Here is a 26,130-nt window from a genome sequence, read left to right on the forward strand (position 1 = left end):
CGTCCATTGCCCCCGCGGGTAGTCGTTGCCGCGGGCTTCTCGCACAGGCAAGATTCCGCCATCGTCGATTTCCGCCGGACCCCAGACAGTCGTGAAGATAACGGACGCCCCCACGCAGTGGCAATTCAGGACATCCAGCGCCGAGGACGTGGTGAGTTCGGCGCTGGCCGCCGATTTCCCGGTGCGCTTTTCGTGCCGCGAAGGCTTCTGCGGCCAGTGCCGCGGCGAGGTGCTGGCCGGGCGCTACCGCAGCGGCCGCGACGGCGAACCGCGCGAGGTCGCGCCAGGCGCCCGCGCCGAACCGGTGCTGCTGTGCCAGACCTATCCGCAGGCCGACCTGCTGCTGCGCGTGCCGCGCGCAGGCGACATCGCCTCGGGCGTGCGCGCCGCGCGCATCGAGTCGGTCGAGCTGGCGGCGGCCGATATCGCGGTGGTGCGCTTCACGCTGCTAGACGGCGAGCCCCTGCGCTACGAGGCCGGCCAGTTCATGGCGATCCGCTGGTCGGCAGCCGGCTACAAGCCTTTCTCGCTGGCGCGCGCCTGCGAGGGCGGGGCGGGCTTCGAGATCCATGTGCGCAAGGCGGCGGGCGGCGAATTCACCGAATGGCTGTTTGCCGAGGACGGTCGGCACGCGGTGGGGGCGATCCTCGGCGTCGAGGGGCCGCTCGGCGAATTCGGCTGGCAGACGCCGCTGGACCGGCCGGCGATACTGGTCGCCACCGGCACCGGCTTCGCGCCGCTCGAGGCGATGATCGAGGCGCATCGGCTGTGGGAGCGCGCCAGCCCCGTGCATCTCTATGTCGGCGCGCGGACGGCCGCCGATCTCTACGCGGATGCGCGGTGCCGCGCCTGGGCGGCGGCGCCCGGGCAGGCCGGCCTGCGTTACGTGCCGGTGCTGTCGGGCGAGTCGCGCGAGGGGATGCGCAGCGGCAGGGTCGACGCGGCCGTGATGGCGGATTTCCCCTCGTTGGCGCAGGTCGACGTCTATGCCTGCGGCGCGCCGGCCATGGTCGAGGCGGCGCGGGCTGGTTTCGTCGGCGCGCGTGGCCTGCCGGCCGGGCGTTTCTTCGCCGATCCGTTCGCGCCGCCGCGCCCCTCGTCGACGCGGCGCGACACGCTGCTGCGCATGAACCTGCGCCTGCCCGACGGCCGGCAAGGCCACTTGATGGCGGTGCAAGGGCGCCCCCTGCTGGGCGAACTGATGCGCGCCGGCATCGCGCTCCAGCATCTGTGCGGCGGCCATGCCGTCTGCGCGACCTGCGCGGTCCAGATCCAGGCCGGCGCCGACGCGCCGCCGCCCGCCGAGGACGAAGCCGAGCTGCTCGACTTCCTCGGCGCCGCGCCCGGCACGCGCCTGGCCTGCCAGTTGCGGCTCGCCGCCGGCTTCGAGCATGCGCAAGTGAGCTTGCCGCGAGGCCTGCTGCTCGACGGCCCGCAAACGGAGGCGGCGCGATGATGAAGCGCGAGGATTACGAGGACGTCGGCCCGCATTTCGACATCGAGGGCATGCTCGAGGTGCGCCGCCGCAGTCGCGAGGCGGTGCACGCGATCGCGGCGCACATCGAGCCGGGCATGCGCGAGGAGGACGCGACGCGCCTGGCGCGCGTGGTGCTGCGCGAGCGCGGGCTGCTGCGCGGCTGGCACAAGATCGTGGTGCGCTTCGGCCCGAACACGCTGCGCGAATACGGCAACCCCTCGGCGCCCGACGTGGTGCTGGGCGCCGACGACATCTTCTTCATCGATGTCGGCCCGGTCTGGCAGCGCTGGGAGGGCGACGCGGGCGAGACCTTCGTGGTCGGCCACGATCCCGAGATGCATCGCGCCCGCGCCGAGGTGTTCGCGCTGTGGAAGGCGGTGCATGCGCAATGGCGCGAGGCGCGCGTCAGCGGCCGCGCGCTCTACGAATTCGCCACGCGCGAGGCCGAGGCGATGGGCTGGGAGCTGAACCTGAAGCGGATGTCGGGGCACCGGATCGCCGACTTCCCGCACGAACCGAAGTTCGCGGGCACCTTGTCGACGGCCGATATCGTGCCGAGCGCGCATGTCTGGATCCTGGAGATGCATATCCGTCATCGCACGCGCGGCTTCGGCGCCTTCTACGAGGACCTGATGCTGGAGCGCGAGGTGCTGGCGCGCTGAATCATGAGGCAGGCAAGCGGGCCCGGCCGGAACGATCGGCCGGGCCCGCCGCGTTTCAGTGGCGCAAGGCCTGCGCGATGCCGGCCGCCACGCGCAGCACGCGCGCATCCTCCAGCGCGAGCCCGCCGACGCTGAGCCCCACCGGCGCGCTGCCGGCCGGCGTGCAAGGCAGCGATACGGCGCAGCCGTCGAGGAAGTTCACCACCGAGGGATTGCGCAGCACCAGCCCGTTGGTGCTGGCGAAGCGCGCCGCGTCGGCTTCGAGCGGGGCGATCGCGGGCGGCACGATCGGCACGGTCGGCATCAGGAAGGCGTCGAAGCCCTCGAACGCGGCGCGCGCCTGTTCGATCGCCTCGGCGCGCGCCGCCTGCAACTCGATGTAGTCGGCCGCGAGCGCCGGCTCGCCGATCCGCAGCCGCGCCAGCACGCGCGGGTCATAGGCGTCGGCGCGCGTCGCCAGCGTCTCGCGATGCAGCGCATAGGCCTCGATCGGCGAGAAGCCGAAGCGGTTGATCGAAGGCAGCATGTCGAGCACCGGCAGGCGCACCGGCACCAGCTTCGCGCCGGAGCGCGACAGGCGGCCCAGCGTCTCGTCCCAGGCGCGCGCGACGGTCTCGTCCATCTGTTCGGTCACGTAGTTCGACAGCACCGCCAGGCGCAGGCCGTCGAGCGGTGCCGCCGGCTGCGAGAAACCGCCGGCCTCGACGGTCTCGCCGGCCAGCAGCCGGTCGATCAGCGCGCAGCAGGCCACGCTCGGCGCGATCGCGCCGGTTGAATCGAGCGTGGTGGAGAGCGGGAACATGCCGCGCGTCGAGATCCGCCGCGCGGTGGGCTTGAAGCCGGTCAGCCCGCAGAACGCGGCCGGAATCCGCAGCGAGCCGCCGGTATCGCTGCCCAGGCCGGCCGCGGCCATGCCTTGCGCGACCGAGGCCGCCGCGCCCGAGGAGGAGCCGCCCGCCACGCGCGGCTCGTCGGGCTGCCAGGGCGAGCGCGGCGTGCCGCGCCAGGGATTGACGCCGAGCCCCGAGAAGGCGAACTCGCTCATGTTGGTGCGGCCCACCAGCACCGCGCCGGCGCGGCGCATCAACGCGATCGCGGGCGCGTCGGCCGCGGCGGGCGGCGCGTCGTCGAGCACGCGCGAGCCGGCGCGCGTGACCTGGCCCGCCACGTCGTAGAGATCCTTGACCGAGACGGGCAGGCCCGCCAGCGGCGACAGGCGCACGCCGGCGCGACGCAGCGCGTCCTGCGCATCGGCCTGGCGGCGCGCGTCGTCGGCATCGACTTGGCAGAACGCGTGGGCGCCGTTGCCGCCCTCGGCGTCGATGCGCGCGAGCGCGATATCGACCAACTCGCGGCTGGTGGTGATGCCGGCATCGAGTTGCGCGGCGAGAGTCAGCAGCGGGGTGGCGGGCGTGAAGCGCATCGGGGTGTCTCCTGCAGGTTGGTAGGGAGCGCGCATGCGGGCCGCTCAGGCGACCACGGGCAGCGCCTGGATCGCGTAACGGTGGCGCAGGCTGCGGCCGAGCACGGGATCGTGCAGCTCGAGCTCGAAGGCGTCGCCGCTCTTCATCGCGGCCATCTCCCCGAGCACGGCCAGGGTGCCGCTGTACATCGCGCTGCCGGCTGGCAGGGCCTCGATGTCGATGCCGCCGTGACGCTGCCACAGCGTGGCGGGCGGCAGCAGGCCGTCGACGCTGCCTTGCTGGTAGGTGCGCGCGCTGCCGTCGGCGGCGACGAAGCGCGCGCGCAGCTCCAGGCGGTCCCAGTGCGCGGCCACGTCGGCGTAGCGCCAGGCCTCGCGCGCCACCGGCTTGACGCAGACCTGCTTGGAGACGGCCACGCTATAGGCCTCGGTCTTGCGGTCGGTGTGATCGGAGCCGATCGTCACCAGGGTGCCGAGCGGGCTGCCGAACAGCACGTATTCGATCTCGCCGCTGGTGTCGGTGCCGAGCACCTCGACCGTGTCGGCCTGGCTCAGTTGCTGGGCGGCGACGCGGTAGAAGCAGGGCGTGCTGGAGGGCGGCGCCACGCCGAGCGCGGCCAGTTCGTCGATGTGGTGCTGGATCGCGGCCGCGTCGCGGCCGGCCCAGCCGGCGATGACGAGCGTGTCGAAGCCGAGTTCGAGCGTGCGAGGGGCGCCGTCGGGCGAGGAAACGGTGAAGGAAAGCTGGGTCATGTCGGGTTCGGGTCGTGCGGGAGCCGGCGTCGCGCCAGGCGCGCGGCCGGCCTCGCGCGGCGCCCGGGCATCGCGGCCCGCGCGTCGGCTAAGACGGCCGCGCCGGCATGGCGCCGGCGGGGAGCGTGGCAAGAAGCGCGGCGGCTGCCGCGCGGGAGTTTCATGGGCGAGGCTTCAGTCCTCGAGCGCGCGATGCGCGGTCTCGCGCGCGGCGAGCAGGGCGATCGCGGTGATGATCAGCGCGCCTGTCACGTACAGCGAGACGGCGATCGTGGTGTGCCAGTTGCGGAACAGCGCGACGATGATCAGCGGCGCGAATCCGCCGCCGAGGATGCCGGCCAGCGTGTAGGCCAGCGAGGAGCCGGCGTAGCGCACGCGGGTCGGGAACTGCTCGGTGACGAAGGCGGCCTGCGGGCCGTACATCACGGCGTGGATCACCAGGCCGATCACCACCGCCAGCACGATCAATCCCGGCTGCGAGGTGTTGACCAGCGAGAAGAACGCGAAGGCCCAGACGATCGCCGCCAGCACGCCGCCGAGATAGACGGGGCGCCGGCCGAAACGGTCCGACAGCGCGCCGAACAGCGGCACCGTCAGCGCGTTGCAGGCGGTGCCGCACAGCACGGCGGTGAGTGCCAGCGAACGCGACAGGTTCAGCACCGTGGTCACGTAGGTCAGCGTGAACACCACGATCAACGCATAGAGCACGTCCGAGCCGATCCGCGAGCCGCCGGCCACCAGCAGGCGGCGCCAGTGCTGCGAGAACACCTCGGCCACCGGCACCTTGGCGGTGTTGTGCGATTCGCTGAGCTTCTCGAAGGCCGGCGTCTCGCCCACGCCGCGGCGCACCCACAGCCCGAAGACCACCAGCAGCAGGCTGGCCAGGAAGGGCACGCGCCAGCCCCAGTCGAGGAACGCGTCGGAGGACACCGAGATGGTGATCAGCGCGATGAAGCCGGTGCCGAGCAGGGTGCCGAACGAGGGCCCGACCTGGGCCCAGGAGGCATTCAGGCCGCGCTTCTTCTGGTTGCCGTGCTCGACCGAGAGCAGCACCGCGCCGGCCCATTCGCCGCCCAGCGCGATGCCTTGCACGAAGCGCAGGCTCACCAGCAGGATCGGGCTCAGGATGCCGGCCGACTGGTAGGTGGGCAGCACGCCCATCAGCGCGGTGGTGATGCCCATCAGCAGCAGGGTCAGCATCAGCACGGCGCGCCGGCCGAGCTTGTCGCCGAGGTTGCCGAACACGAAGCCGCCCAGCGGCCGCGACACGTAGCCGACCGCGTAGGTCGAGAAGGCCAGCAGGGTGCCGGCCAGCGGATCGACCGAGGGGAAGAACAGGTGGTTGAAGACCAGCGCGGCGAGCGTGTTGTAGACCGTGAAGTCGTACCACTCCAGCGAGGTGCCGATCATGCTCGCGGTGGCGAGGCGTCCGCGTCCGGCGCGCGGTTGCTCCAGCGTCGGTGACGTGCTGGCGAGAGCGTTCATCTTTTTCTCCATCAGGTGGGGCAGCGGTGGCACATCGGGTTTCAGGCCGCCAGGCGCCAGAGCAGGTCGAAGGCGCGCACGTTCGCGGCTTCGACGTCGGCGAGCGCGGCCAGGCGCGTGGCGAGGGCGTGCGCGGCGGCGGCCGAGCTGCCTTCGACCAGCACCAGCGCGTCGCCGAGCGCGGCGCCGGGTGCGCCGGCGCCGGTGGCGATCGGCGCCGACAGCGAGGCGTCTGTCGCGAACACGCGCACCGCGTGCACGCCCGGGGTGGCCTGCGCGGCGGCGCTTGCCGCCTCGCGCCAGGCGGCGCCGGCCAGCGCGGCAGGCGCGGCCACGAACAGCGCCAGCCGGCCGCCTTCGCCGGCACCGGCCGCGAACGCGAGCTCGCCGACGCGGCGCTGGTTGTCGCGCATGCGCTCGAAGCTGCGCAGCGACCACTCGGTCTGTTGCGCGAAGGCCTGGCGATAGGCCTCGCTGCGGAACACCTCGAGCGAGACGGTTTCATAGAGCGCCAGGTAGCGCCGCGTTGCGCCATCGCTGGCGAGGAAGCGCCGCGCATGACTGAAGCCGGGGATTGCGACGCGCTCCTGCATGTGCTCGCGGTCGTACCACGCGTTGAAGTCGTCCTCGGTACGAGGGTCGGTATCGGTCCAGATGCAAAGCTGGCCCGGCCGTTGCGTCGGCTGTTCGCTCATCGTGGCGTTCCTGCGTAAGGTTTCGGACAGGCGCAGTTTGGCGAGGGCGGGCCGGATCGGTCCAACAAGAAAAAAAATACGGACTGAACGGGTTTTCTTATCGCTTGCGGGCGCGCCGCGGCGCCGCCGGGCCGGCTTCGGCGGGCGGGGCCGGTTCGGGCGCGGGGCCGTGCTCGGCGATGAAGTCGCGCGCCGTCTCGGCCGCCAGCTCGGCGATCCGCGCCGACAGCGGGTGCGCCAGCCGGTGGCTGGCCACCAGCGGCATCGGCGTGAAGCGGCTGTCGGTATCGAGCACCAGCAGCGAAGCCTCGCGCAGCTCGCGCTCGATGATGGCCGGCGGCAGCGCGGCCACCCCGAAGCCGTCCACCACCAGGCGCACGATCGCCGCCACCGAGCTGATGCAGTTGATCCGCACCGGCCGCTCGACCGCGCGCGAGAATTCGCGCTCGATCGCCGTATGCGGGCCGGAATGCCGCGAGAAGCTGATCACCGGGTGCTCGGCCAACTGGCCCAGCGTGACGCCCTTGCCGCCCAGGCCCAGCGAGGGGCTGGCCACCCAGCGCATCGGGAATTCGCAGAGCGGTGCGTTGACGAATTCGCGGTCGGCCAGCGTATCGGTATGAAGAATCAGGTCGACCGCATCGGCGCGCAGCCACTGCACCAGGTGGATGGTGGTATCGCTGGTGACCTCCACCTCGAGGCGCGGGAAACGCTCGCGGATGCGCGCCATCAGCGCCGGGAACCAGCTATGGACAATCGATTCGATCACGCCGAGGCGGATCAGGCCCGCATCGGCATCGGTGTCCTCCACCTCGCGGCGCATCTCGTCGCCCAGGCGCACGATCCGTTCGGCATAACCGAGCATCTTGCGTCCGGCCGGCGTGAGCGTGGCCGAGCGCGAGTTGCGGTCGAACAGGCGCACGTCGAAGCTCTCCTCGAGCGCGGCGATGCGGCTCGACACGGCGGCCTGCGTGGTGTGCAGCTTCTCGGCGGTGAGGCGGAAGTTCTGCAGGCGGGCCAGCCAGATGAAGGTCTCGAGGAAGCGGATGTTCATGATGCGGGTGGGGAGTCGCGGAATCGAGCCCGATGATAACGCGGCGCTTTTTTGAGAAGGCAGGCGCCCGCGCGGGCGACGGCGGCCACGCCGGGCCTGGGTCGCGGCGATAGCAAAAAGTGTTCGGCGCGAATTTATTTTCTTGTTGGAGCGAAGCGGGGCGGCTGGGCAACACTTCGGCATCCGAATGCGCGGTGCCCCGAACCGGCGTCGCGCCGCGGCCGGCCCGGCCCGACCCAGCGTCGAGGCGAGCCTGATCAATCGCAGTCCTGACGATACGAAACGGTTCAAGAGGAGCCAGCATGACCCCTTCGCGCTACCTGCGCCACGCGCGCGACGCACGCCATCCGCAATCCCTTCGCACCCGCGCCCGACGGCGACTTGCCTTGTCGCTGCGTTCGCCACTGGCTTCGGGCCTGGCCGCCGGCGTCGCCGGCCTGGCGCTCGGCGCCGCGGCCGGCCCGGCGCAGGCGCAATCGAGCGTGACCTTGTACGGCACCATCGACACGGCGATCGTCTACGCCAACAACGCGGGCGGCAAGCGCCAGTTCGAGATGAACAGCAGCAACGTGCTCGGCAACCGCTGGGGGCTGCGCGGTAGCGAGGATCTCGGCAACGGCCTGCGCGCCGTGTTCGATCTGGAGAACGGTTATTCGTCGACCACCGGCGGCTTCCAGCAGGGCGGCGACCTGTTCGGTCGACAGGCCTGGGTGGGGCTCGCCTCGCAGCGCGCCGGCACGCTGACGGCGGGCCGTCAATACGACGCGGTGGTCGATTTCATCGGGCCCTTCATCGCCGGCACGCAATGGGCGACCTACCTCGGCGGCCACCCGGGCGACCTCGACAACACCAACAACGACTACCGCTCGAACAACTCGGTGAAGTACACCACGCCGACTTATGGTGGCCTGCGCGCCAGCGGCCTCTACAGCTTCGGCGGCACGCCGGGGCAGTTCGGGCGCAATTCGATCTGGTCGCTCGGGGTGGGCTACACGGGCGGGCCGATCGTGCTCGGCGCGGCCTACGTGCACGTCAAGGACCCGAACTTCTCCTACTTCGGCAACAACTCGAGCTCGAGCGCCACCGGCAGCAACATGGCCGCGAGCCGCGTCTATTCGGGTTACGCCTCGGCCGGCGACGAGCAGATCGTGGCGGTCGGCGGCACCTACACGGCGGGGCCGGCGATCATCGGCGCGGTCTATACCAACACGCGCTTCGGCGAACTGGGCGCGCATGCGAGCCTGGACCCGCTCGGCTATCGCGGCTCGGCCAGCTTCCACAACGCCGAGCTGAACCTGCGCTACTACCTCACGCCGGTCTGGTTGCTCGGCGCGGCTTATGACTACACGCGCGGCTACGGCGTCAACCACGTGACCTACCAGCAGGGCGACCTGGGCATCACCTACATCCTCTCCAAGCGTACCCAGCTCTACCTGGTCGGCCTCTACCAGCACGCGTCGGGCACCGATTCGAGCGGGCAGGCGGCGGTGGCCAACATCAACGGGCTGAGCGCCTCGTCGACGCCGAACCAGGTATCGGTGCTGGCCGGCATCACGCATCGGTTCTGATCAAGCTGTCGTCATGCAAAAAGGCCATCGCGAGGATTCGCGATGGCCTTTTGTTTCGTCTCGATTCAGCGAGCTTGCCGCGCGATGCTCATTCCCCGCCGTGCCTCAACCTTAGCGCGACCACCGCCGCGATCGCCAGTGCCACGGCCAGCAGGGTGAGGCCGTTCTTCGCGTCGCCGGTGGCCTGCTCGATCGCGCCCACCACGGTGGGCCCGACGAAGCCGCCGAGCAGGCCGCAGGTATTGACCAGCCCCAGCCCGCCCGCCAGCGCATTGCCGGACAAGCGCGAGGCCGGGAAGGTGAAGATGATGGCCTGCACCACGAAGAACATCGCGGCGGCCACGCACACGCTGAGCAGGGCCAGCCCCGGCGAGGCATGGGCGGCGCTGACCAGGCCCGCGGCCATCACCAGCAGCCCCGCGCAGAGCAGCGAGCGCGAGCGCTTCGAGTCGCGCGCCAGGCGCGGCAGCGTCGAGGCGCCGAGCGCGGCGGCCACCCAGGGCATCGCGCTCAGCAGCCCCACCGCGAACGATGAGAACTGCCCCGAGGCCGAGATGATGCCGGGCAGGAAGAAGATCATCGTGTAGATCGTCAACTGGTGGCAGAAGTAGACGAAGATCGCCAGCCAGATCTGCGGATCGCGTACCGCCAGCCCGAACGAATGGCCGCCGTGCGAGGCGCTGCCGGCCTGCTGCTCGGCCGCCAGCGAGCGCTCCAGCGCGCGGCCCGTCTCGGCGTCGAGCCAGGGCGCGCTGCTGGGCCGGTCCGGCAGCTTGCGCCAGACCACGAAGGCCAGCAGCACGGCCGGAACCCCCTCGATCGCGAACAGCCACTGCCAGCCGTGCCAGCCGAAGGCGCCGTCGAGTTCGAGCAGCGCGCCGGCCAGCGGCCCGCCGACGATGTTCGCCACGCACACGCCGAGCAGGAAATAGCCGGTCGCGCGGGCCCGCTCCTCGCGGCCGAACCAGTAGGTCAGGTACAGCATCACGCCCGGGAACAGGCCGGCCTCGGCCGCGCCCAGCAGCAGGCGCATCACGTAGAACGAGGTTTCGCCGCGCACGAAGGCCATCGCGATCGACAGCAGCCCCCAGGTGATCATGATGCGGGTGATCCAGAAGCGCGCGCCGACGCGGTGCAGCACCAGGTTGCTGGGAATCTCCAGCACCGCGTAGGTCAGGAAGAACAGGCCGGCGCCCAGGCCGTAGGCGGCCGAGGAAATGCCGAGATCGATGCTCATCGCGTGCTTGGCGAAGGCGATGTTGGTGCGATCGAGGAAGCTGATGACGTAGGCGACGATCAGGATCGGCATCAGCTTGCGGAACAGCAGCCGGTTCAGCGCGACGCGGGCATCGCCGTCGACGGCGGACAGGGTGGCGGGTTGGGACGACATCGAATGGACTCCATCGGCAAGGGTCCGGCGCGCGCCGCAAGCCGGGCGCACCGCGAGGTTCGGACGACAGGCGGGGGCGCCCGGCGCGTGCTCGCGCCGCGCCGGCCCGGCTTGCCGTGCGCTCCCTTCATCTCATGGAGCCCGGCCTTGCTCGGGGCGGCGCGCGCGACGGCGTGCCAGGGGCGCGGAGCCCGCGCTTGCTTGTCGGTCGTGCGTCAATACAGGAACGATTGCTTGGGGCTTCGGTTCAGAACCTGACCGCGTCGGGCCCCTTCAGGCCGAGCATCGCGCGGGCCTCGGCCGGGGTGGCGATCTCCAGCGACAGCCCGTCCAGCACCTGGCGCATCTTCAGCACCTGGGCGGCGCTCGATTCGGCCAGCTTGCCGGGGCCGATCCAGAGCGAATCCTCGAGCCCGACGCGCACGTTCGCGCCCTGCGCGGCGCCGATCGTGGCCAGCGGGATCTGGTTGCGGCCCGCGCCGAGGATCGACCAGACGTAGTCCGCGCCGAACAGCCGGTCGGCGGTGCGCCGCATGTGCATCAGGTCCTCGGGATGCGCGCCGATCCCGCCCAGCAGCCCGAACACGCTCTGCACGAAGAACGGCGGCTTGGCCAGGCCGCGATCGACGAAGTGCGCGAGGTTGTAGAGATGCGAGATGTCGTAGCACTCGAATTCGAAGCGCGTGCCGTTCGCGCCGCAACTGGTGAGGATGGTCTCGATGTCGGCGAAGGTGTTCTTGAACACCAGGTCGCGGCTGTTCGCGAGATGCTCGCGTTCCCAGTCGTGCTTCAGCTCGGGGAAGCGCTCCAGCATCGGATAGAGGCCGAAGTTCATCGAGCCCATGTTCAGCGAGGCGATCTCGGGCTGGAAGTGATGCGCGGGACGCAGCCGCTCGGCGATCGTCATGTGCGGGCTGCCGCCCGAGGTCAGGTTGATCACGGCATCGCAGCGCGCCTTGATGCGCGGCAGGAACTCCGCGAACACGGCCGGGTCCTGGGTAGGCTTGCCGTCGGAAGGGTTGCGCGCGTGCAGGTGCAGGATCGCGGCGCCGGCCTCGGCGGCCGCGACCGCGGCGTCCTCGATCTCGCGCGGCGTGACGGGCAGGTAGGGCGACATCGACGGCGTGTGGATCGCGCCGGTCGGGGCGCAGGTGATGATGACTTTGCGGGCGGAGGCCATGTGGGTTCCTCGTGAAGCGTGGATTCGGATCGAGCGGGAGGGCGGGGTGCGTGGGTGGGCTTAGAGCACCTCGACGTTGCCGCACACGGAGATCGCCTGCCCCGAGATGCCATGGCCGCCCGGCGAGCAGAGGAACAGCGCGGTGGCGGCGATTTCCTCGGGGTCGGTCATGCGGCGCAGCGAGATCTTCTCCAGGTAGCGCGCCTCCATCTCCTCGTAGGCGAGGCCGAGCTGCTTCGCGCGCGCCTCGATCACGCCGCGCATGCGCGGGCCGCGCACGATGCCGGGCTGGATCGCGTTGACGCGGATGCCGGTCGGCCCGAGCTCGATCGCGAGGCTCTTGACCAGGCCGACGATCGCCCACTTGGTGGCCGCGTAAGGGGTGCGGAACGCGTAGCCGAGCCGCCCGGCCACCGAGGACAGCGCGATGATCGAGCCGCCTTGCGGCGAGGCGCGCAGCAGCGGCACCGCGCGCCGCGCGAAACGATATTGCGCGTCGAGGTTGATCGAGATGGTGCGTTGCCAGTCGCCCGGGTCGATCTCGTCGATGCCGCCGGTCGGCCCGGCGATGCCGGCGTTGTTGACCAGCACGTCGAGCCCGCCCAGCGTTCGGCCGAGGTCCGCGAACACGCGCTCGATCGCGGCCGGGTCGGCCACGTCGGCCAGCGTGGCGCCATGCACGGGTTTGCCGGTGCGCTCGCCGAGCGCGGCGATGGCCGCCTCGGAGGCGTCGCAGACGTGCACGCGCGCGCCGGCCTCGGCGAACGCGTCGGCGATCATCAGGCCGATGCCGGAAGCGCCGCCCGTGACGAGCACGCGCAGGCCGGGGAAGGGTTTGAGCAAATCGAGGATGGCCATGCCGGTTTGTCTCCTGTTTCGTTCTACTGAGAGTTGTGCTTGCAAGCGCACCTTGGTGGGCCGCGCTTTCCGTGTTGCGGTGTTGCCGTGCCGCCGGTGCGTGGTTCAGGCGCGCGCCGGTTTGAGTCGTGCCGCTGCTTCCTTGTTCGCGTGTTCGGCGCCATCCTCGGCGTCCCGCGCAGTGCCGAGCGTGGTCGCCAGGTCGTGCGCGGCGCCGTCGATGTCGAGCGCGATGCCGGCTTTCGCGCCGGCGCCGTCGCCGCGCGCGATCGCCTCGACGATCGCGCGGTGCGCCACCATCGAGCGGCGCATATGCGGGATGTCGGGCGCCACCATGTTGAGGAACGGGCCGATCCGCATCCACAGGTTCTCGATGATGGCCAGCGTGCTCTCGCTCGCGCCGTGCCGGTAGATCGCGCGGTGGAAGGCGAAGTTGGCGCGCAGGTATTCGCGCGTGTCGCCGGCCTCGGCGTGCGTGTGCATGGTCTCGCAGAGCGCGCGGACCTCGCCCACCTGCGCCTCGTCCATGCGGGCGGTGGCACGCGCGGCCACGCAGCCCTCCAGGGCGATGCGCACGTCGCGCAGCTCGTCGAGCATCTCGAGCGTCATCGGCGGCACCACCAGGGCGCGGTTCGGGCCGTCCACCAGCGCGCGCTCGGCGGCCAGCCGCGTGAGCGCGGCGCGCACCGGCATGGTGGACGAGCCGACCGCCTCGGCCACGCCGCGCAGGCTCAGCGCCTGGCCCGGCGCGAAACGGCCGCTCATCAGCGCCTCGCGCAGTTGCTGGTAGACCTTGTCGGCCATCGTTTCGGATTCGACGAGCTGCAGGGCGGGCGGGGTGATGCGCGGTGACAAGGCGGTGGGCTCCGGGTTTGATGTGTGATCACACTGGAATGGAGTGCAGTGTTGTCGATTCGCGTGGGCGAGTCAAGACTAGCGCGCTCAGGGAAAACGCGGGGGCGCCGGCATGTCGCGGGGAGCGGGGCAGGTGCATGATCGAGGCGGGCGCGGGGCGGTTGGGATCGCGCTCGGGATCGCTGGCGGATCGGATCGACGTCGGCCATGCGCGACGGGAATGAATCAAGTAGAAAAATCTATTTGTCTCATGAGTTTTCGCTCACTAGGATGTCGCCATGGCGGGCCCACGTGGTCCGCGCCTTCCTGACTCGCAGGCTCATTCCAAGACTCACCCACCACCGCCCATCATGTCCTCGCCGACCACTCCCTCCGCCGCCCAGGCCGTGGTGCCGCCCCAGCCGGCCGCGCCCGCTTCGGCCACGGCCGCCACCACCGCGACATCGTCCCAGGCCGCCAGCCGCCCGCTCGCGAGGCTGGCCATGGTCACCGTGCTGACGGGGATCGGCGCCGGCATCGGCGGCATGCTGCTGGCGCTGCTGCTGCACGAAATTCAGCATCTCGCCTATGGCTACAGCGTCGGCCAGGTGATCAGCGAGGAGAGCTTCCTGCACGGCGTGAGCGCGGCCTCGCCGCTGCGCCGGGTGCTGGTGATGACCGGCTGCGGGCTGGTGGCCGGCTTCGGCTGGTGGGCGCTGTACCGCTGGGGCAAGCCGCTGGTCAGCATCAAGCGCGCCGTGAAGGCGGCCGACCCGCGCATGCCGATCCTCAGCACCACCGTCCACGCGCTGCTGCAGATCGTGACGGTGGCGCTCGGCTCACCGCTCGGCCGCGAGGTGGCGCCGCGCGAGATCGGCTCGCTGTGGGCCGGCTGGATCGCGCATCGGGCCGGGCTGTCGGCCGCCGACCAGCGCCTGATGGTGGCCTGCGGCGCCGGCGCCGGCTTGGCCGCCGTCTACAACGTGCCGCTGGGCGGCGCCGTGTTCGTGCTGGAGGTGCTGCTCGGCAGCTTCGGCTGGTCGGCCGCGGTGCCGGCCCTGGCCAGCTCGGCGATCGCCGCCGTGGTGGCCTGGATCGGCCTGGGCAACGAGCACCAGTACACGGTCGCGCCGCTCGCCATCGACGCCTCGCTGGTGGTGTGGTCGGCGCTCTGCGGGCCGGTGTTCGGGGTGGCCGCCTACGGCTTCACGCGCCTGACCACCGCCGCGCGGGCCAGCGCGCCGCGCGACTGGCGGCTGCCGGCGCTGTCGGTGCTCAATTTCGCGATCATCGGCGGCCTGTCGATCGCCTTGCCGGCCCTGCTCGGCAACGGCAAGGGGCCGGCCTCGCTGGGCTTCGACAGCGCCCTGACGATCGGCATGGCCGCCGTGCTGCTGGTGGCCAAGGTGGCGATCGAGTGGGGCAGCCTGCGGGCCGGCGCCGAAGGCGGCCTGCTCACGCCGGGCCTGGCCAACGGCGCGCTGCTCGCGATCGTGCTGGGCGGTCTCTGGCACTTCGTGTGGCCCGGCACGGCGCCCGGCGCATTCGCCATCGTGGGCGCCGCCGCCTTCCTGGCCGCCTCGATGCAGATGCCGCTGACCGCGATCGTGCTGGTTGTCGAATTTACCCGCGTCGGCCACGATTTCCTGGTGCCGGTGCTGATCGCGGTGGCCGGTTCGATCGCCGCGTTCCGGCTGGTCTCGACGCGCGCGCAGGGCTGAGCGGCACGCCGGGCGCGTCGCCCGGCATGGGTCGAAGCACGACATGAGCCGGCGCCGCCTCGCGCCGGCTTTTCCTTTCTTACAGGCACGAAGCCTGCCGCACTCGATATCGATGGAGCGATTCACGGCGAATGCGCGCGGCGTTCGCCGAATCGGCGCCTTTACCTTTGCCGAGGATGGTTTATTGTTGAGGCGTGCCGGCCGCCGTCGCGCGCTCGGCATGGTGCATTCGTCCGGCATGCACCGCGCCGCCACCCAGTCATGTTTCTCGGGCATCATGCCGGTTGGTTCAATCGATGCGCGAGCAACCATCGACGTGCCGCCGGCGAAGCGGGCCGTCGATGCCTGTTCCGCGCGTCGCCCGCAAGCCCAAGGCAGGAGAGGCCGCATGGAGATTTTCGACGCATTGCATCTGGCGCGCCTGCAGTTCGCGTTCACGGTGTCGTTCCACATCGTGTTCCCGGCGATCAGCATCGGCATGGCCAGCTTCCTCGCGGTGCTCGAAGGCATGTGGCTCAAGACCGGCGATTCGTCCTACAAGGACATGTTCCTGTTCTGGTCGAAGATCTTCGCGGTCGGCTTCGGCATGGGCGTGATCTCGGGCGTGGTGATGGCCTACGAGATCGGCACCAACTGGGGCGGCTTCTCGCGTATCGCCGGCAGCGTGACCGGGCCGCTGCTGACCTACGAGGTGCTGACCGCCTTCTTCCTCGAGGCCGGCTTCCTCGGCGTGATGCTGTTCGGCTGGCAGCGCGTGAGCCCGCGCGCGCATTACTTCGCCACGCTGATGGTCGCGCTCGGCACCCTGATCTCCACCTTCTGGATCCTCGCCTCCAACAGCTTCATGCAGACCCCGCAGGGTTTCGGCATCGAGAACGGGCGACTGGTGCCGGTCGACTGGTGGAAGATCATCTTCAATCCCTCGTTCCCGTATCGCCTGTTCCACATGACGATCGCTGCCTTCATCGTGGCCGGCTTCCTGGTGGCCGCCTGCAGCGCCTGGCACCTGCTCAAGGGGCGGCGCGACGCGGCCGTCACGCGCAGCTTCTCGATGGCGCTGTGGCTGCTGCTGCCGCTGGTGCCGCTGCAGATCGCGATCGGCGACGCGCACGGCCTGAACACGCGCGAATACCAGCCGGCCAAGATCGCGGCGATCGAGGGCATCTGGGAGACCGAGCACGGCGGCACCGCGCTGAACCTGGTGGGCCTGCCCGACATGGACGCCGAGGTGACGCGCTACGCGATCCAGCTCCCGCACCTGGGCAGCCTGATCCTCACTCACAGCTGGGACGGCGAGATTCGCGGCCTCAAGACCTTCCCGCGCGAGGACCGCCCCTATTCGCCGATCATCTTCTGGACCTTCCGCGTGATGGCCGGGCTCGGCTTCCTGATGCTGTTCGCGGTGCTGCTGGGCTGCTGGCTGCGGCGCGGCGCGCGGCTCTACGATTCGCGCGTGTTCCAGCGCTTCATGCTGTGGATGGGCCCGTCGGGCATCGTCGCGCTGCTGGCCGGCTGGATCACCACCGAGGTGGGCCGCCAGCCCTGGACCGTCTACGGCGTGCTGCGCACCGAGCATTCGGTCTCGCCGCTGAGCGGCCAGCAGGTCGGCGTGACCCTGCTGCTGTTCGTGATCGTCTATTTCCTGGTGTTCGGCACGGGGGTCTACTACATGCTCAAGCTGATGCGAAAGGGCCCCTCGATCGGCCATGACGAAAGCCAGGCCGCCCATCCGGTGCTGCAGAACCGGGCGCTGTCGCGCCCCCACGACGCGATCGACGAGGAGTGACGCGATGAGCCTCTATCTTCCCGTGCTGTGGGCCTTCATCGTCGGGCTCGGCGTGTTCCTCTACGTGATGCTCGACGGTTTCGACCTCGGCCTCGGCCTGCTGTTTCCGTTCTTCGATGCGCGCAGCGAGCGGCAGGTGATGCTCAACACCGTCGCGCCCGTGTGGGACGGCAACGAAACCTTCCTGGTGCTGGGCGGCGCGGTGTTGTACGGCGCCTTCCCGGTGGCCTATGCCACGCTGCTGCCCGCCAACTACCTGCCGCTGGTGCTGATGGTGATCGGCCTGATCTTCCGGGGCGCGGCCTTCGAGTTGCGCGCCAAGGCACGGCGTACCCAGAACCTCTGGGACCTGGCCTTCATCGGCGGTTCGATGCTGGCCACCTTCTGCCAGGGCGTGGTGCTCGGCTCGCTGCTGCAGGGCACCACCATCGTCAACGGCGCGTTCGCCGGCGACCCGTTCGGCTGGCTCTCGCCGTTCAGCGTGTTCTGCGGCTTCTGCCTGCTGATCACCTATGCCACGCTCGGCTGCGGCTGGCTGATCTGGAAGACCGACGGCGCGCTGCGGGAGAAGGCGTATTTCCTGATGAAGCCGCTGTGCCTGATCCTGCTCGGCGCGATCTTCCTGATCAGCGCCTGGACCGTGATCGGGCTGCCCGCGGTGGCCGAGCGCTGGTTCGGCGGCGGCCGGCTGATCGTGTTCTCGCCGGTGCCGATCCTGGTGCTGGCCTGCGCCACCGGCATCCTGCGCGCGGTGAACCATCGCCGTCGCGACCTGCAACCCTTCGTGCTGACGCTGGCGATCCTGTTCCTCGGCTACACGGGCCTCGCGATCAGCATCTGGCCCAACCTGGTGCCGCCCTCGCTGTCGATCTGGGACGCGTCCTCGCCGGCCGAGAGCCAGTGGTTCATCCTGGTCGGCACGGTGATCGTGCTGCCGATCATCCTGGTCTACAACTTCATGCAGTACCGCGTATTCCACGGCAAGGTCCGCGAGGGCGACGCCGGGTATCACTGAGCGCGGGCACGCGCCTTGCCCCGCCCTGGAGCGAGGCTCCGGCGAGCCGGGCGATTGCATCCGGGACGGCGTTCTATCGCATCGTTTGTTGCGCGATTGGCGCGCGCCGCTTGAAGATCGCGATGGCCCGCCAGGCCCGCGAACGTGCAGTCCGACGGAAAAAAAGATATATTTGCGACCCTAAACGAAACGAGCCGAATGTTTCAGAAGTCTTTCATGCCGTGATGGTTCGCGCCTGAGATGCGCCCCGTAGCGGCACTCGATGTGCATGCCATGCATTCACGTGACGGGAAGGACATGACAGCCAGGCAAACCGGGTGGGCGTTTCTTCGGGCAGTCGGGCCTCGCGCCGCGTCAAGCGCGCAGCGGGCCGGGCTCCCGCCGACATGATGCACGCGCCGTCGTCGCAGCGATTCGAATTCGCGCGGCCGGACGCGTCGCACGCTTCGTGGTGTGTTCCCAGAATCCTGCCGTGCCGCACGCGCCCGATCGCGCCTGCGTGCGCGGTCTTTCCGGTCTTTCGTATTGCACCCGTGGCCGCCGGACGCTCGGCGGCGCGGGTGCTGGCGTCGCGCGGGCAGGCCGTCCCGCGCGACGCGAATCCGTAGCGCCATAACAAAACAAGGATGGAGGATGACCTGCGTGTCTCGCGCACGCAGTCTGTTGATAACCGTCTCAAACAAAAGGTTGGGATCATGACAAAACAATCCTCGTCGCTCGGTGTCGTCGGCGGGCTGACATTGCTGTTCGCCGTGCTGGCCGGGCTGTACCTGCTGGTCGGCGGCGCGTGGCTGGTCGCCATCGGCGGCTCGGCGTACTACGTGGTCGCCGGCATCGTGCTGCTGGTCTTCGCCTGGCTGGTGCGCGGCCGCCGTGCCGTCGCGCTGACCCTCTACGCGCTGCTGCTGGTGGGCACCGCGATCTGGGCCGTCGGCGAATCCGGTTTCGATTTCTGGGCCCTCGCGCCGCGCTCCGGCGTGCTGGTCATCTTCGGCGTCTGGCTGCTGGTGCTGGTCACGCGCAAGCTCAACGGCGCCCGCGCCGCCAACGGCTGGGCCCTGGCGATCTCGCTGGTGATCTGGGGCGGCGTGCTGTTCTACGCGAACTTCAACGATCCGCAGGAACTGAACGGCACCCTCGCGGCGCAGACGCCCGCGCAGACCTCGCCGATCCCCGGCATCGCCGACGCCGACTGGCCGGCCTATGGCCGCACCCAGGACGGCACGCGCTACTCGCCGCTCAAGCAGATCACGCCCGATAACGTGAAGAACCTGCAGGTGGCGTGGACCTTCCGCACCGGCGACATGAAAGGCCCGAACGATCCGGGCGAGATCACCAACGAGGTCACGCCGATCAAGATCGGCAACCTGCTGTACCTCTGCTCGCCGCACCAGATCCTGTTCGCGCTCGACGCCGCCTCGGGCAAGCTCGCGTGGAAGTTCGACCCGGGCCTGAAGGCCGATCCGTCGTTCCAGCACGTGACCTGCCGCGGCGTGTCCTACGTCGACCTGTCGGCTTCCGCGCAAGGCGCCGCCGCCAGCGCGGCACCGGCCGCCGATACGGCTGCCGCCGCGTCCGCCGCCTCCGGTGCCGCCGCCGCTAACGCGGCCACCGACGCCGCCAGCGCCACCGACGCGGCTGCCGCCGCCAGCGCCCCGGCCGCGCCGGCGCCGATCACGGCCGATGCCGCCACCGGTGCCGCCTGCGCGCGCCGCATCTACCTGCCGGTCAACGACGGCCACCTGTATGCGCTCGACGCGCAGACCGGCCAGCGCTGCGCCGACTTCGGCAACAACGGCGACCTGGACCTCCAGCATCTGCAGCCGGTCACCACGCCGGGCATGTACGAGCCGACCTCGCCGCCGATCGTCACCGACAAGGTGATCGTGGTGGCGGGCTCGGTCGAGGACAACTTCTCGACGCGCGAGCCTTCCGGCGTGATCCGCGGCTTCGACGTGCGCACCGGCAAGCTGCTGTGGGCATTCGATCCGGGCGCGAAGGACCCGAACCACATTCCGGGCCCGGGCGAGCACTACACCTGGAACTCGCCGAACTCGTGGGCGCCGGCCGCCTACGACGCCAAGCTCGACATCGTCTACCTGCCGATGGGCGTGACCACCCCCGACATCTGGGGCGGCCATCGCACGCCGGAGCAGGAGCGCTACGCGAGCGGCCTGCTGGCGCTGCATGCCTCGACCGGCAAGCTGGCCTGGTTCTACCAGACCGCCCACCACGATCTGTGGGACATGGACCAGCCCTCGCAGCCGACCCTGGCCGACATCACCGACAAGAACGGCAACAAGGTGCCGGTGGTCTACGCGCCGGCCAAGACCGGCAACATCTTCGTGCTCGACCGCCGTACCGGCGCCACCGTGGTGCCGGCGCCCGAACTGCCGGTGCCGCAAGGCGCCGCCAAGGGCGACCATCTCTCGCCGACGCAGCCGTTCTCGGACCTGAGCTTCCGTCCGAAGAAGAACCTGACGGACGCGGACATGTGGGGCGCGACGATGTTCGACCAACTGGTCTGCCGCGTGATGTTCCACCGCCTGCGTTACGAAGGCACCTTCACGCCGCCGTCGGAGCAGGGCACGCTGGTGTTCCCGGGCAACCTGGGCATGTTCGAGTGGGGCGGCATCGCCGTCGACACCGACCGCCAGATCGCGATCGCCAACCCGATCGCGCTGCCCTTCGTGTCGCGCCTGATCCCGCGCGGCCCGGGCAACCCGATGGAACCGGAACCGGGCGCCAAGGGCAGCGGCACCGAATCCGGCATCCAGCCGCAGTACGGCGTGCCGTTCGGCGTGACGCTCAACCCGTTCCTCTCGCCGTTCGGCCTGCCGTGCAAGCAGCCGGCCTGGGGCTACGTGTCGGCGATCGACCTGAAGACCAACGAGATCGTCTGGAAGCGCCGCATCGGCACGGTCCGCGACAGCTCGCCGATCCCGCTGCCGTTCCGGATGGGCATGCCGATGCTGGGCGGCCCGGCCACCACGGCGGGCGGCGTATTCTTCATCGGCGCCACCGCGGACAACTACATCCGCGGCTACGACACCAACAACGGCAAGCTGCTGTGGGAACAGCGCCTGCCGGCCGGCGGCCAGGCCACGCCGATGACCTACGAGGTCAACGGCCGCCAGTACGTGGTGATCGCCGCAGGCGGCCATGGCTCGTTCGGCACCAAGCTCGGCGACTACGTGATCGCCTACGCGCTGCCGGACGGCAAGTAATCCGGCAGGCGAGGGCGCGGCGCGCGATGCAGCACAGCGCGCCGCGCCCGATCCGATGCGCCGGCGGGAAAGGGCTCCTGGATGGGGGCCATGTCCCGCCGGCGTTTTTCGTGGCTGGCTGTTTTTCGGCCGGTCGCGTATCCACGGGCATCGACTCGATGCGCCGGCGTCGCCCGTGGATACGCGTGTCGGCGAAGTCTCTTTCCCTCCTTCGCTCATGCGTGATGAATCCGTTGCGCGCGCAAGCTTCGGCGCGCGTCGTCTCGCGCTGCCGTTGCGGGCGGCCCGGCAGCTTGCCTTGGCCGCCTTGTGCGGCGGAGCCGCCGCGCCCGCCTTCGCGCAGGGCTCGGTCACGCTCTATGGCGTGATCGACACCAGCATCGAGCTGACCAATCCCGGCTCGGGCTGGGTGCCGCGGCTCGATTCGGGCGCCTATCGCGGCTCGCGGATCGGGCTGCGTGGCGCCGAGCCGATCGGCGGCGGCATGCGCATCCTGTTCGACCTGGAAAGCGGCTTCGGCTCCAACGACGGCACGCTTTCCACCGCGGGCACGCTGTTCAACCGGCAGGCCTGGGTGGGACTCGGCGCGCCCTGGGGCGAGATTCGCGTGGGCCGGCAGTATTCGCCGATCTACATTCCGTTCAAAGGGCAGGTCGATGCCTTCGGGGCCGGCACCATCGCATCCGGGCTCAACAACCTCTCGAAGATCACGCCCTACGAGAGCAATGCGATCACCTACCTGTCGCCCGATTTCCATGGCTTCTCGAGCACGCTGATGGTGTCGATGCGCGACCCGTCGGCGGGCGGCGCGAACGGCCTGGGCGGCACCATCGCGACCTTCGCCTATCGCCGCGGGCCGTTCCGGATCGCCTTCGCGCACCAGCAGACCAACGATTCGGGCGCGCTGCGCTCGAACCTCGGCGGCGTGTCCTACACGCTGGGCCGCGTGACGGGTTTCGTCTCGGTGTTCAACGGCGACGGCGGCGGCACGCCCCGTTATCACGACGACGGCGCGGCCGTGTCGCTGCGCTACGCGGCGACGTCGAGGCTGCGCGCCATGCTCGGTTACGCCTACCTGCGCGATCGCTCGGGCGCCGGCAACGATGCCGACCAGTTCAGCGCGATGGGGGAATACGACCTGTCGCGGCGCCTGCTGCTGTACGCGAGCGCGGGCTGGCTGCGCAATCGCGGCAAGGCCAGCTTCACGCTGCGCGGCGTGAACGTGACGGGCCTGCCGCCGGCTTATCCGGGCGCGACGGTGAAGGGCGTGCAGATCGGCATGATCGAGCGCTTCTGAGGCTGGCGGCTCAGGCGCGCCGCGCCGGCTTTCGCTTGCCCGTCGTCTTGCGGGCCGCCTTGGCGGCGGATTCGACACGCGGCGGCTCGCCCGAATGCTGGGCCGCTGCCGCCACGATCCAGCTCCTGAACGCCTTGACGGCGGCGTCCTCGATGCGATCGGCATTCACCACCAGGGTGTAGTCGGGGCCGCGCCACACGGGCTCCGGGATCGGGCAGACCAGGCGCCCGGTCGCCATCTCGCGCTCGATCAGCGGCAGCGAGGCCAGGGTCACGCCGAGTCCTTCGGTGGCTGCGCCCAGTTGCAGGAATACGTGATCGAAGTACTGGTGGCGCATGCCCAGCAGGCCCGGCGCGCCGGCTTCCCTCATCCAGTCCGACCAGGCCGTGCGCGTGCTGGAGGAGTGCAGCAGGGTGTGCCGGCGCAGGTCGGCGACGCCGCGAATCGGCTGGCTTTGCAATAGCGCCGGGCTGCAGGCGGGCAGGCGCAGGTCGGGCATCAGGCTCGCTGAAATCAGGCCGGCGGCGTGCTCGGGCCCCGAGCGAACGCCGACGTCGAAGGCGTCGCCCACATAGCGCAGGCGGCGCGAGGTGGTGGACAGCCGCACTTCGATATCCGGGTAGCGGGCCTGGAAGTCGCTCAGGCGCGGGATCAGCCAACACAGCGCGAAGCTCGCCAGCGCGTTGACGCGCACTAGCCCCGTGATGCGGCGCCTGATGGATTCCTGGCGCAGCCGGGTGACCGAACTGCTCAGCCGGGCGAACGCGCCATTGACGTCGCCGAGCAACGCCGCGCCCTCGTCGGTCGGCACCACGCCGCGTGGGCGGCGCTCGAACAGCGGCACGCCGAACCAGTCCTCCAGCAGGCGGATCTGCTTGCCGACCGCCCAGTGCGTGACGTGCAGTTCGGTGGCCGCCGCCGCGAAACTGCCCAGTCGCGCGACCGCCTCGAAGTGCCGCAAGGCATTCAGCGGCGGCAGGTGGTCGGCGTCCTTCTCGCGGTGCTCGTTCATGTCCATACGTGACTTTTTCTCCCGGCTGGCGCAATTTTACGTCAGTTGTGGCGCCCGCCGGGCGAACCTAGACTCAAGGCATTCCGAAACCGAACCTCGAGCAGCCGCCAGGGACTGCCTTGGCGCGATCCAGCCTATCCATGAGACTTTCTTCCTTTTCCTCCCCAAACGCGGCCGTATCCGGCGGCCCCGAGCAAGCCGGCCCCGTCTCGCGCAAGCGGGTACTTTGGCTCTCCTGCACGGCGCATGCGCTGCACGACGGCTACACCGACATGATCTACGCCCTGCTGCCGGTCTGGCAGGCGGATTTTGGCCTCAACTACGGCGCGCTGGCGATCCTGCGCGGCATCTATGCCGGCACCATGGCGACCCTGCAGTTGCCCGCGGGGCGCATCGCCGCCATGTTCGGCACGCGCGCCACGCTGGTGCTCGGCACCTTGCTGGCCGCGCTCGGTTATGCCTTCGCCGGCATGTCGGGCAGCCTGCTGGGCCTGTGCGTGGCGCTGGCCATCTCCGGCAGCGGCTCGAGCACCCAGCATCCGCTGGCCTCGGGTGCCGTCTCGCGCGTGTATGGGCGCCAGGCGCGCGGGCCGCTCAGCATCTACAACTTCTCGGGCGACCTGGGGAAATCCGCGCTGCCGGCGGCCATCTCGCTGCTGATCACCTTCATGCCGTGGCGCCATGCCTTGTGGGCGATGTCGGCGCTCGGCATGGTGGTGGCGCTGGTGATCGCGCTGTGGCTGCCGAACGTGCAGCGTGACGCGGCTCCCGCCGACGAGGCGTCGAGCCGTCACGCGGAGGGCTCCGGCTCGGGCTTTTCGCTGCTGTTCACGATCGGCATGCTCGACACGGCGGTGCGCATGGGGCTGCTGACCTTCCTGCCGTTCCTGATGAAGGCCAAGGGCATCTCGACGCCGATGATGGGCACCGCGCTCGCGCTGGTGTTCATCGGCGGCGCCGCCGGCAAGTTCGTGTGCGGTTGGCTCGGCGCGCGCATGGGCGTGATCGGCACGGTGCTGTCCACCGAAGGCGGCACGGCGCTGCTGATCCTGGCGGTGATCTACCTTCCGCTGGCGCCCGCCATGATCCTGCTGCCGCTGCTCGGGGCGATGCTCAACGGCACCTCGTCGGTGTTGTATGGCACGGTGCCCGAGCTGACCACGGTCGAGCGCACCGAGCGGGCCTTCGCGATCTTCTATACCGGCATCATCGCGGCGGGCGCGCTGGCGCCGGTCGGCTACGGCTTGCTGGGCGACCGGATCGGCGTGGTCGGCGCGACCATCGCCACGGCCGCCACCGCGCTGGTCATCTTCCCGCTGGCCTTGGCGCTGCGGCCGCATCTGCGCGCGGCTTGATACCGCCGGGCACGATTTCATCCTCTTTCGGAGTTTCACCACATGAATACGGATTCGCAGATCCCGTTGATCCTGATAACGGGGGGCGGTCGCGGCGTGGGCGCGGCCACCGCGCGGCTCGCCGCCGCGCAAGGCTACGACGTGGCGATCAGCTTCGTCTCCGACGAGGCGGCCGCGCGGGCGGTGGCCGCCGATGTCGAGGCGGCCGGGCGCCGGGCCCTGGCGATCCGCGCCGACAGCGCCGATCCCGGGCAGGTTGCCGGCTTGTTCGAGGCGATCGACCAGGAATTCGGCCGCCTCGACGTGCTGGTGAACAATGCCGCGATCATCGCGCGGCAGTCGCGGCTGGAGGATCTCGGCTTCGAGCGGATGCAGCGGATCTTCGCGGTCAACGCGATCGGACCGATGCTCTGCGCGCAGCAGGCGGTGAAGCGGATGTCGACCCGGCACGGCGGCCGCGGCGGCGCGGTGGTCAACGTGTCGTCGGCTTCGGCTCGGCTTGGCAGTCCGAACGAATATGTCGATTACGCCGCGTCGAAGGGCGCGCTGGAGACGTTCACCACCGGGCTCGCCAAGGAAGTGGCGCGGGAAGGCATTCGCGTGAACTGCGTGCGCCCGGGGCATATCTACACGGAGATGCATGCCAGCGGCGGCGAGCCGGGGCGCGTGGATCGCGTCAAGGATTCGATCCCGATGGGGCGGGGCGGGCAGCCCGAGGAGGTGGCGAGGGCGATCCTGTGGCTGGCCGGCGCGGAAGCCTCGTTCGTCACGGGGACGTTTCTCGATGCCACGGGCGGCAAGTAGGCGGTAAGGGCCTGTAGTGGTGATTGTCCGCAACCCGCCGCCTGGGGAGCGTCAAGCGCTGCCGCCGGGCTTGGCCTCAGGATCGGGTTGTCAGGCCATCCAGTACGTCAGCGTGTAATCGTGCCTCCCGGCTTCGCGCCGGATCTGCAACTGCCCCTTGATCCCGGCCAGCTCGCCGGTCCCGGAGCCGGGCACGATGCCGATCCGCAGGAACTCGCTGCCCGCATCCATCTCGCCGAGATGGGCCAGCGCGAATCCGCCGGATCGGCCATCCAGGGTGCCTTCGAAGGACTCGATCGCCACGTAGCCGGCCTTGCCCTGTTGCGGCTGTCCGGCACTCAGCATTTCGCCGAGCGAGTGGCCCGCCAGGCCGCCGTGGTAGGTTTTCTCGATCGCGTGACGGCCGATGGCGGACGCGCCGGGCGCAACGGCGACCGGCTCGGGGGGCGAGATCTTCACGTCGAATCCGCCGGTGGCGACGGACGAGGGCGAGTCGGAAAGAGCAAGGTTCACGGGATGCCTCACAAGGGGATG

22 protein-coding genes are annotated in these 26,130 nt (G+C 70.1%); 10 read left to right on the plus strand and 12 right to left on the minus strand.

Annotation, left to right across the window (positions count from 1 at the left end):
- The first annotated feature begins 91 nt into the window (after positions 1–91).
- Both BM43_RS05715 and BM43_RS05720 read left to right on the plus strand, forming a co-directional pair.
- Positions 92–1,456, plus strand: a complete 1,365-nt coding sequence (locus tag BM43_RS05715; RefSeq protein WP_158380918.1) for a 2Fe-2S iron-sulfur cluster-binding protein — start codon at positions 92–94, stop codon at positions 1,454–1,456.
- Positions 1,453–2,139: a M24 family metallopeptidase gene (locus BM43_RS05720; protein ID WP_052409061.1), complete on the plus strand. Its 687-nt coding sequence runs from the start codon at positions 1,453–1,455 to the stop codon at positions 2,137–2,139. The genes BM43_RS05715 and BM43_RS05720 overlap by 4 nt, the downstream gene beginning before the upstream one ends.
- A gap of 55 nt (positions 2,140–2,194) precedes the next feature.
- Here the strand turns inward: BM43_RS05720 and BM43_RS05725 are convergent, their stop codons facing one another.
- From BM43_RS05725 to BM43_RS05745, 5 genes are all read right to left on the minus strand, one after another.
- On the minus strand, positions 2,195–3,562 hold the full coding sequence (locus tag BM43_RS05725; protein ID WP_036056498.1) for an amidase: 1,368 nt from the start codon (positions 3,560–3,562) through the stop codon (positions 2,195–2,197).
- Positions 3,563–3,607: 45 nt separating this feature from the next.
- Positions 3,608–4,315, minus strand: coding sequence for a DUF2848 domain-containing protein (locus tag BM43_RS05730; protein ID WP_036056496.1), 708 nt, complete (start codon positions 4,313–4,315; stop codon positions 3,608–3,610).
- A 174-nt stretch (positions 4,316–4,489) separates the two neighbouring features.
- A complete protein-coding gene (locus tag BM43_RS05735) occupies positions 4,490–5,800 on the minus strand; it encodes an MFS transporter (protein WP_036056494.1) in 1,311 nt (436 codons plus the stop codon).
- Between the two features lie 41 nt (positions 5,801–5,841).
- Positions 5,842–6,495, minus strand: a complete 654-nt coding sequence (locus BM43_RS05740; protein WP_036056492.1) for a DUF4286 family protein — start codon at positions 6,493–6,495, stop codon at positions 5,842–5,844.
- A 97-nt stretch (positions 6,496–6,592) separates the two neighbouring features.
- Entirely contained in the window at positions 6,593–7,549 is a 957-nt protein-coding gene (locus tag BM43_RS05745; RefSeq protein ID WP_025101649.1) for a LysR family transcriptional regulator, read from the minus strand.
- Between the two features lie 302 nt (positions 7,550–7,851).
- Here BM43_RS05745 and BM43_RS05750 point away from each other — a divergent pair, with 302 nt between their 5' ends.
- Positions 7,852–9,117, plus strand: coding sequence for a porin (locus tag BM43_RS05750; protein WP_080741941.1), 1,266 nt, complete (start codon positions 7,852–7,854; stop codon positions 9,115–9,117).
- An 88-nt stretch (positions 9,118–9,205) separates the two neighbouring features.
- Here the strand turns inward: BM43_RS05750 and BM43_RS05755 are convergent, their stop codons facing one another.
- The 5 genes from BM43_RS05755 to BM43_RS42180 form a co-directional block, all read right to left on the minus strand.
- Positions 9,206–10,507: an MFS transporter gene (locus BM43_RS05755; RefSeq protein WP_036056490.1), complete on the minus strand. Its 1,302-nt coding sequence runs from the start codon at positions 10,505–10,507 to the stop codon at positions 9,206–9,208.
- Positions 10,508–10,754: 247 nt separating this feature from the next.
- On the minus strand, positions 10,755–11,687 hold the full coding sequence (kce, locus tag BM43_RS05760; RefSeq protein ID WP_036056488.1) for a 3,5-dioxohexanoate:acetyl-CoA acetone transferase: 933 nt from the start codon (positions 11,685–11,687) through the stop codon (positions 10,755–10,757).
- Positions 11,688–11,747: 60 nt separating this feature from the next.
- Positions 11,748–12,545: an SDR family oxidoreductase gene (locus BM43_RS05765; RefSeq protein WP_036056486.1), complete on the minus strand. Its 798-nt coding sequence runs from the start codon at positions 12,543–12,545 to the stop codon at positions 11,748–11,750.
- A gap of 105 nt (positions 12,546–12,650) precedes the next feature.
- Positions 12,651–13,400 carry a GntR family transcriptional regulator gene (locus BM43_RS05770; protein ID WP_036056484.1) on the minus strand — a complete coding sequence of 250 codons (750 nt, stop codon included), beginning with the start codon at positions 13,398–13,400 and terminating at the stop codon, positions 12,651–12,653.
- Positions 13,401–13,731: 331 nt separating this feature from the next.
- Complete coding sequence (locus BM43_RS42180) at positions 13,732–13,917, minus strand: hypothetical protein (RefSeq protein ID WP_230676437.1); 186 nt, start codon at positions 13,915–13,917, stop codon at positions 13,732–13,734.
- Here BM43_RS42180 and BM43_RS05775 point away from each other — a divergent pair.
- From BM43_RS05775 to BM43_RS05795, 5 genes are all read left to right on the plus strand, one after another.
- Positions 13,883–15,100, plus strand: a complete 1,218-nt coding sequence (locus BM43_RS05775; RefSeq protein WP_230676436.1) for a chloride channel protein — start codon at positions 13,883–13,885, stop codon at positions 15,098–15,100. The two genes, BM43_RS42180 and BM43_RS05775, sit on opposite strands and share 35 nt — an antisense overlap.
- Positions 15,101–15,488: 388 nt before the next feature.
- Positions 15,489–16,886: a cytochrome ubiquinol oxidase subunit I gene (locus BM43_RS05780; protein ID WP_036056482.1), complete on the plus strand. Its 1,398-nt coding sequence runs from the start codon at positions 15,489–15,491 to the stop codon at positions 16,884–16,886.
- 4 nt (positions 16,887–16,890) lie between these two features.
- Positions 16,891–17,901, plus strand: a complete 1,011-nt coding sequence (gene cydB, locus BM43_RS05785) for a cytochrome d ubiquinol oxidase subunit II (RefSeq protein ID WP_036056480.1) — start codon at positions 16,891–16,893, stop codon at positions 17,899–17,901.
- A gap of 695 nt (positions 17,902–18,596) precedes the next feature.
- Positions 18,597–21,128, plus strand: a complete 2,532-nt coding sequence (locus tag BM43_RS05790; RefSeq protein WP_036056478.1) for a glucose/quinate/shikimate family membrane-bound PQQ-dependent dehydrogenase — start codon at positions 18,597–18,599, stop codon at positions 21,126–21,128.
- A 217-nt stretch (positions 21,129–21,345) separates the two neighbouring features.
- Positions 21,346–22,425 carry a porin gene (locus BM43_RS05795; RefSeq protein WP_088555551.1) on the plus strand — a complete coding sequence of 360 codons (1,080 nt, stop codon included), beginning with the start codon at positions 21,346–21,348 and terminating at the stop codon, positions 22,423–22,425.
- A 10-nt stretch (positions 22,426–22,435) separates the two neighbouring features.
- On the opposite strand, the gene BM43_RS05800 is transcribed toward BM43_RS05795, so the two are convergent.
- The gene (locus BM43_RS05800) at positions 22,436–23,437 is read right to left on the minus strand and encodes a LysR substrate-binding domain-containing protein (protein ID WP_036057309.1); all 1,002 of its coding nucleotides are present in this window, start codon (positions 23,435–23,437) and stop codon (positions 22,436–22,438) included.
- Positions 23,438–23,577: 140 nt separating this feature from the next.
- On the opposite strand from BM43_RS05800, the gene BM43_RS05805 reads away from it, so the two are divergent.
- Positions 23,578–24,792 carry an MFS transporter gene (locus BM43_RS05805; protein ID WP_036056476.1) on the plus strand — a complete coding sequence of 405 codons (1,215 nt, stop codon included), beginning with the start codon at positions 23,578–23,580 and terminating at the stop codon, positions 24,790–24,792.
- Positions 24,793–24,834: 42 nt separating this feature from the next.
- Positions 24,835–25,596 (plus strand): SDR family oxidoreductase, encoded by a 762-nt coding sequence (locus tag BM43_RS05810; protein WP_036056475.1) that lies wholly within the window; start codon positions 24,835–24,837, stop codon positions 25,594–25,596.
- A gap of 90 nt (positions 25,597–25,686) precedes the next feature.
- Here BM43_RS05810 and BM43_RS05815 read toward each other — a convergent pair whose 3' ends face one another.
- Positions 25,687–26,121: a DUF3224 domain-containing protein gene (locus BM43_RS05815; RefSeq protein ID WP_312847794.1), complete on the minus strand. Its 435-nt coding sequence runs from the start codon at positions 26,119–26,121 to the stop codon at positions 25,687–25,689.
- Between the last annotated feature and the right edge of the window lie 9 nt (positions 26,122–26,130).

The sequence above is a fragment of the Burkholderia gladioli genome (assembly GCF_000959725.1).
Taxonomy (GTDB): domain Bacteria; phylum Pseudomonadota; class Gammaproteobacteria; order Burkholderiales; family Burkholderiaceae; genus Burkholderia; species Burkholderia gladioli.

Excerpts from the sequence above, each read along its gene's own strand:
- BM43_RS05720 (WP_052409061.1), top strand. The coding sequence starts at position 1,453 with ATGATGAAGCGCGAGGATTACGAGGACGTCGGCCCGCATTTCGACATC.
- BM43_RS05725 (WP_036056498.1), bottom strand. The coding sequence starts at position 3,562 with ATGCGCTTCACGCCCGCCACCCCGCTGCTGACTCTCGCCGCGCAACTC.
- BM43_RS05730 (WP_036056496.1), bottom strand. The coding sequence starts at position 4,315 with ATGACCCAGCTTTCCTTCACCGTTTCCTCGCCCGACGGCGCCCCTCGC.
- BM43_RS05735 (WP_036056494.1), bottom strand. The coding sequence starts at position 5,800 with ATGAACGCTCTCGCCAGCACGTCACCGACGCTGGAGCAACCGCGCGCC.
- BM43_RS05740 (WP_036056492.1), bottom strand. The coding sequence starts at position 6,495 with ATGAGCGAACAGCCGACGCAACGGCCGGGCCAGCTTTGCATCTGGACC.
- BM43_RS05745 (WP_025101649.1), bottom strand. The coding sequence starts at position 7,549 with ATGAACATCCGCTTCCTCGAGACCTTCATCTGGCTGGCCCGCCTGCAG.
- BM43_RS05750 (WP_080741941.1), top strand. The coding sequence starts at position 7,852 with ATGACCCCTTCGCGCTACCTGCGCCACGCGCGCGACGCACGCCATCCG.
- BM43_RS05755 (WP_036056490.1), bottom strand. The coding sequence starts at position 10,507 with ATGTCGTCCCAACCCGCCACCCTGTCCGCCGTCGACGGCGATGCCCGC.
- kce (WP_036056488.1), bottom strand. The coding sequence starts at position 11,687 with ATGGCCTCCGCCCGCAAAGTCATCATCACCTGCGCCCCGACCGGCGCG.
- BM43_RS05765 (WP_036056486.1), bottom strand. The coding sequence starts at position 12,545 with ATGGCCATCCTCGATTTGCTCAAACCCTTCCCCGGCCTGCGCGTGCTC.
- BM43_RS05775 (WP_230676436.1), top strand. The coding sequence starts at position 13,883 with ATGGTCACCGTGCTGACGGGGATCGGCGCCGGCATCGGCGGCATGCTG.
- BM43_RS42180 (WP_230676437.1), bottom strand. The coding sequence starts at position 13,917 with ATGCCGGCGCCGATCCCCGTCAGCACGGTGACCATGGCCAGCCTCGCG.
- BM43_RS05780 (WP_036056482.1), top strand. The coding sequence starts at position 15,489 with ATGGAGATTTTCGACGCATTGCATCTGGCGCGCCTGCAGTTCGCGTTC.
- cydB (WP_036056480.1), top strand. The coding sequence starts at position 16,891 with ATGAGCCTCTATCTTCCCGTGCTGTGGGCCTTCATCGTCGGGCTCGGC.
- BM43_RS05790 (WP_036056478.1), top strand. The coding sequence starts at position 18,597 with ATGACAAAACAATCCTCGTCGCTCGGTGTCGTCGGCGGGCTGACATTG.
- BM43_RS05795 (WP_088555551.1), top strand. The coding sequence starts at position 21,346 with ATGCGTGATGAATCCGTTGCGCGCGCAAGCTTCGGCGCGCGTCGTCTC.
- BM43_RS05800 (WP_036057309.1), bottom strand. The coding sequence starts at position 23,437 with ATGAACGAGCACCGCGAGAAGGACGCCGACCACCTGCCGCCGCTGAAT.
- BM43_RS05805 (WP_036056476.1), top strand. The coding sequence starts at position 23,578 with ATGAGACTTTCTTCCTTTTCCTCCCCAAACGCGGCCGTATCCGGCGGC.
- BM43_RS05810 (WP_036056475.1), top strand. The coding sequence starts at position 24,835 with ATGAATACGGATTCGCAGATCCCGTTGATCCTGATAACGGGGGGCGGT.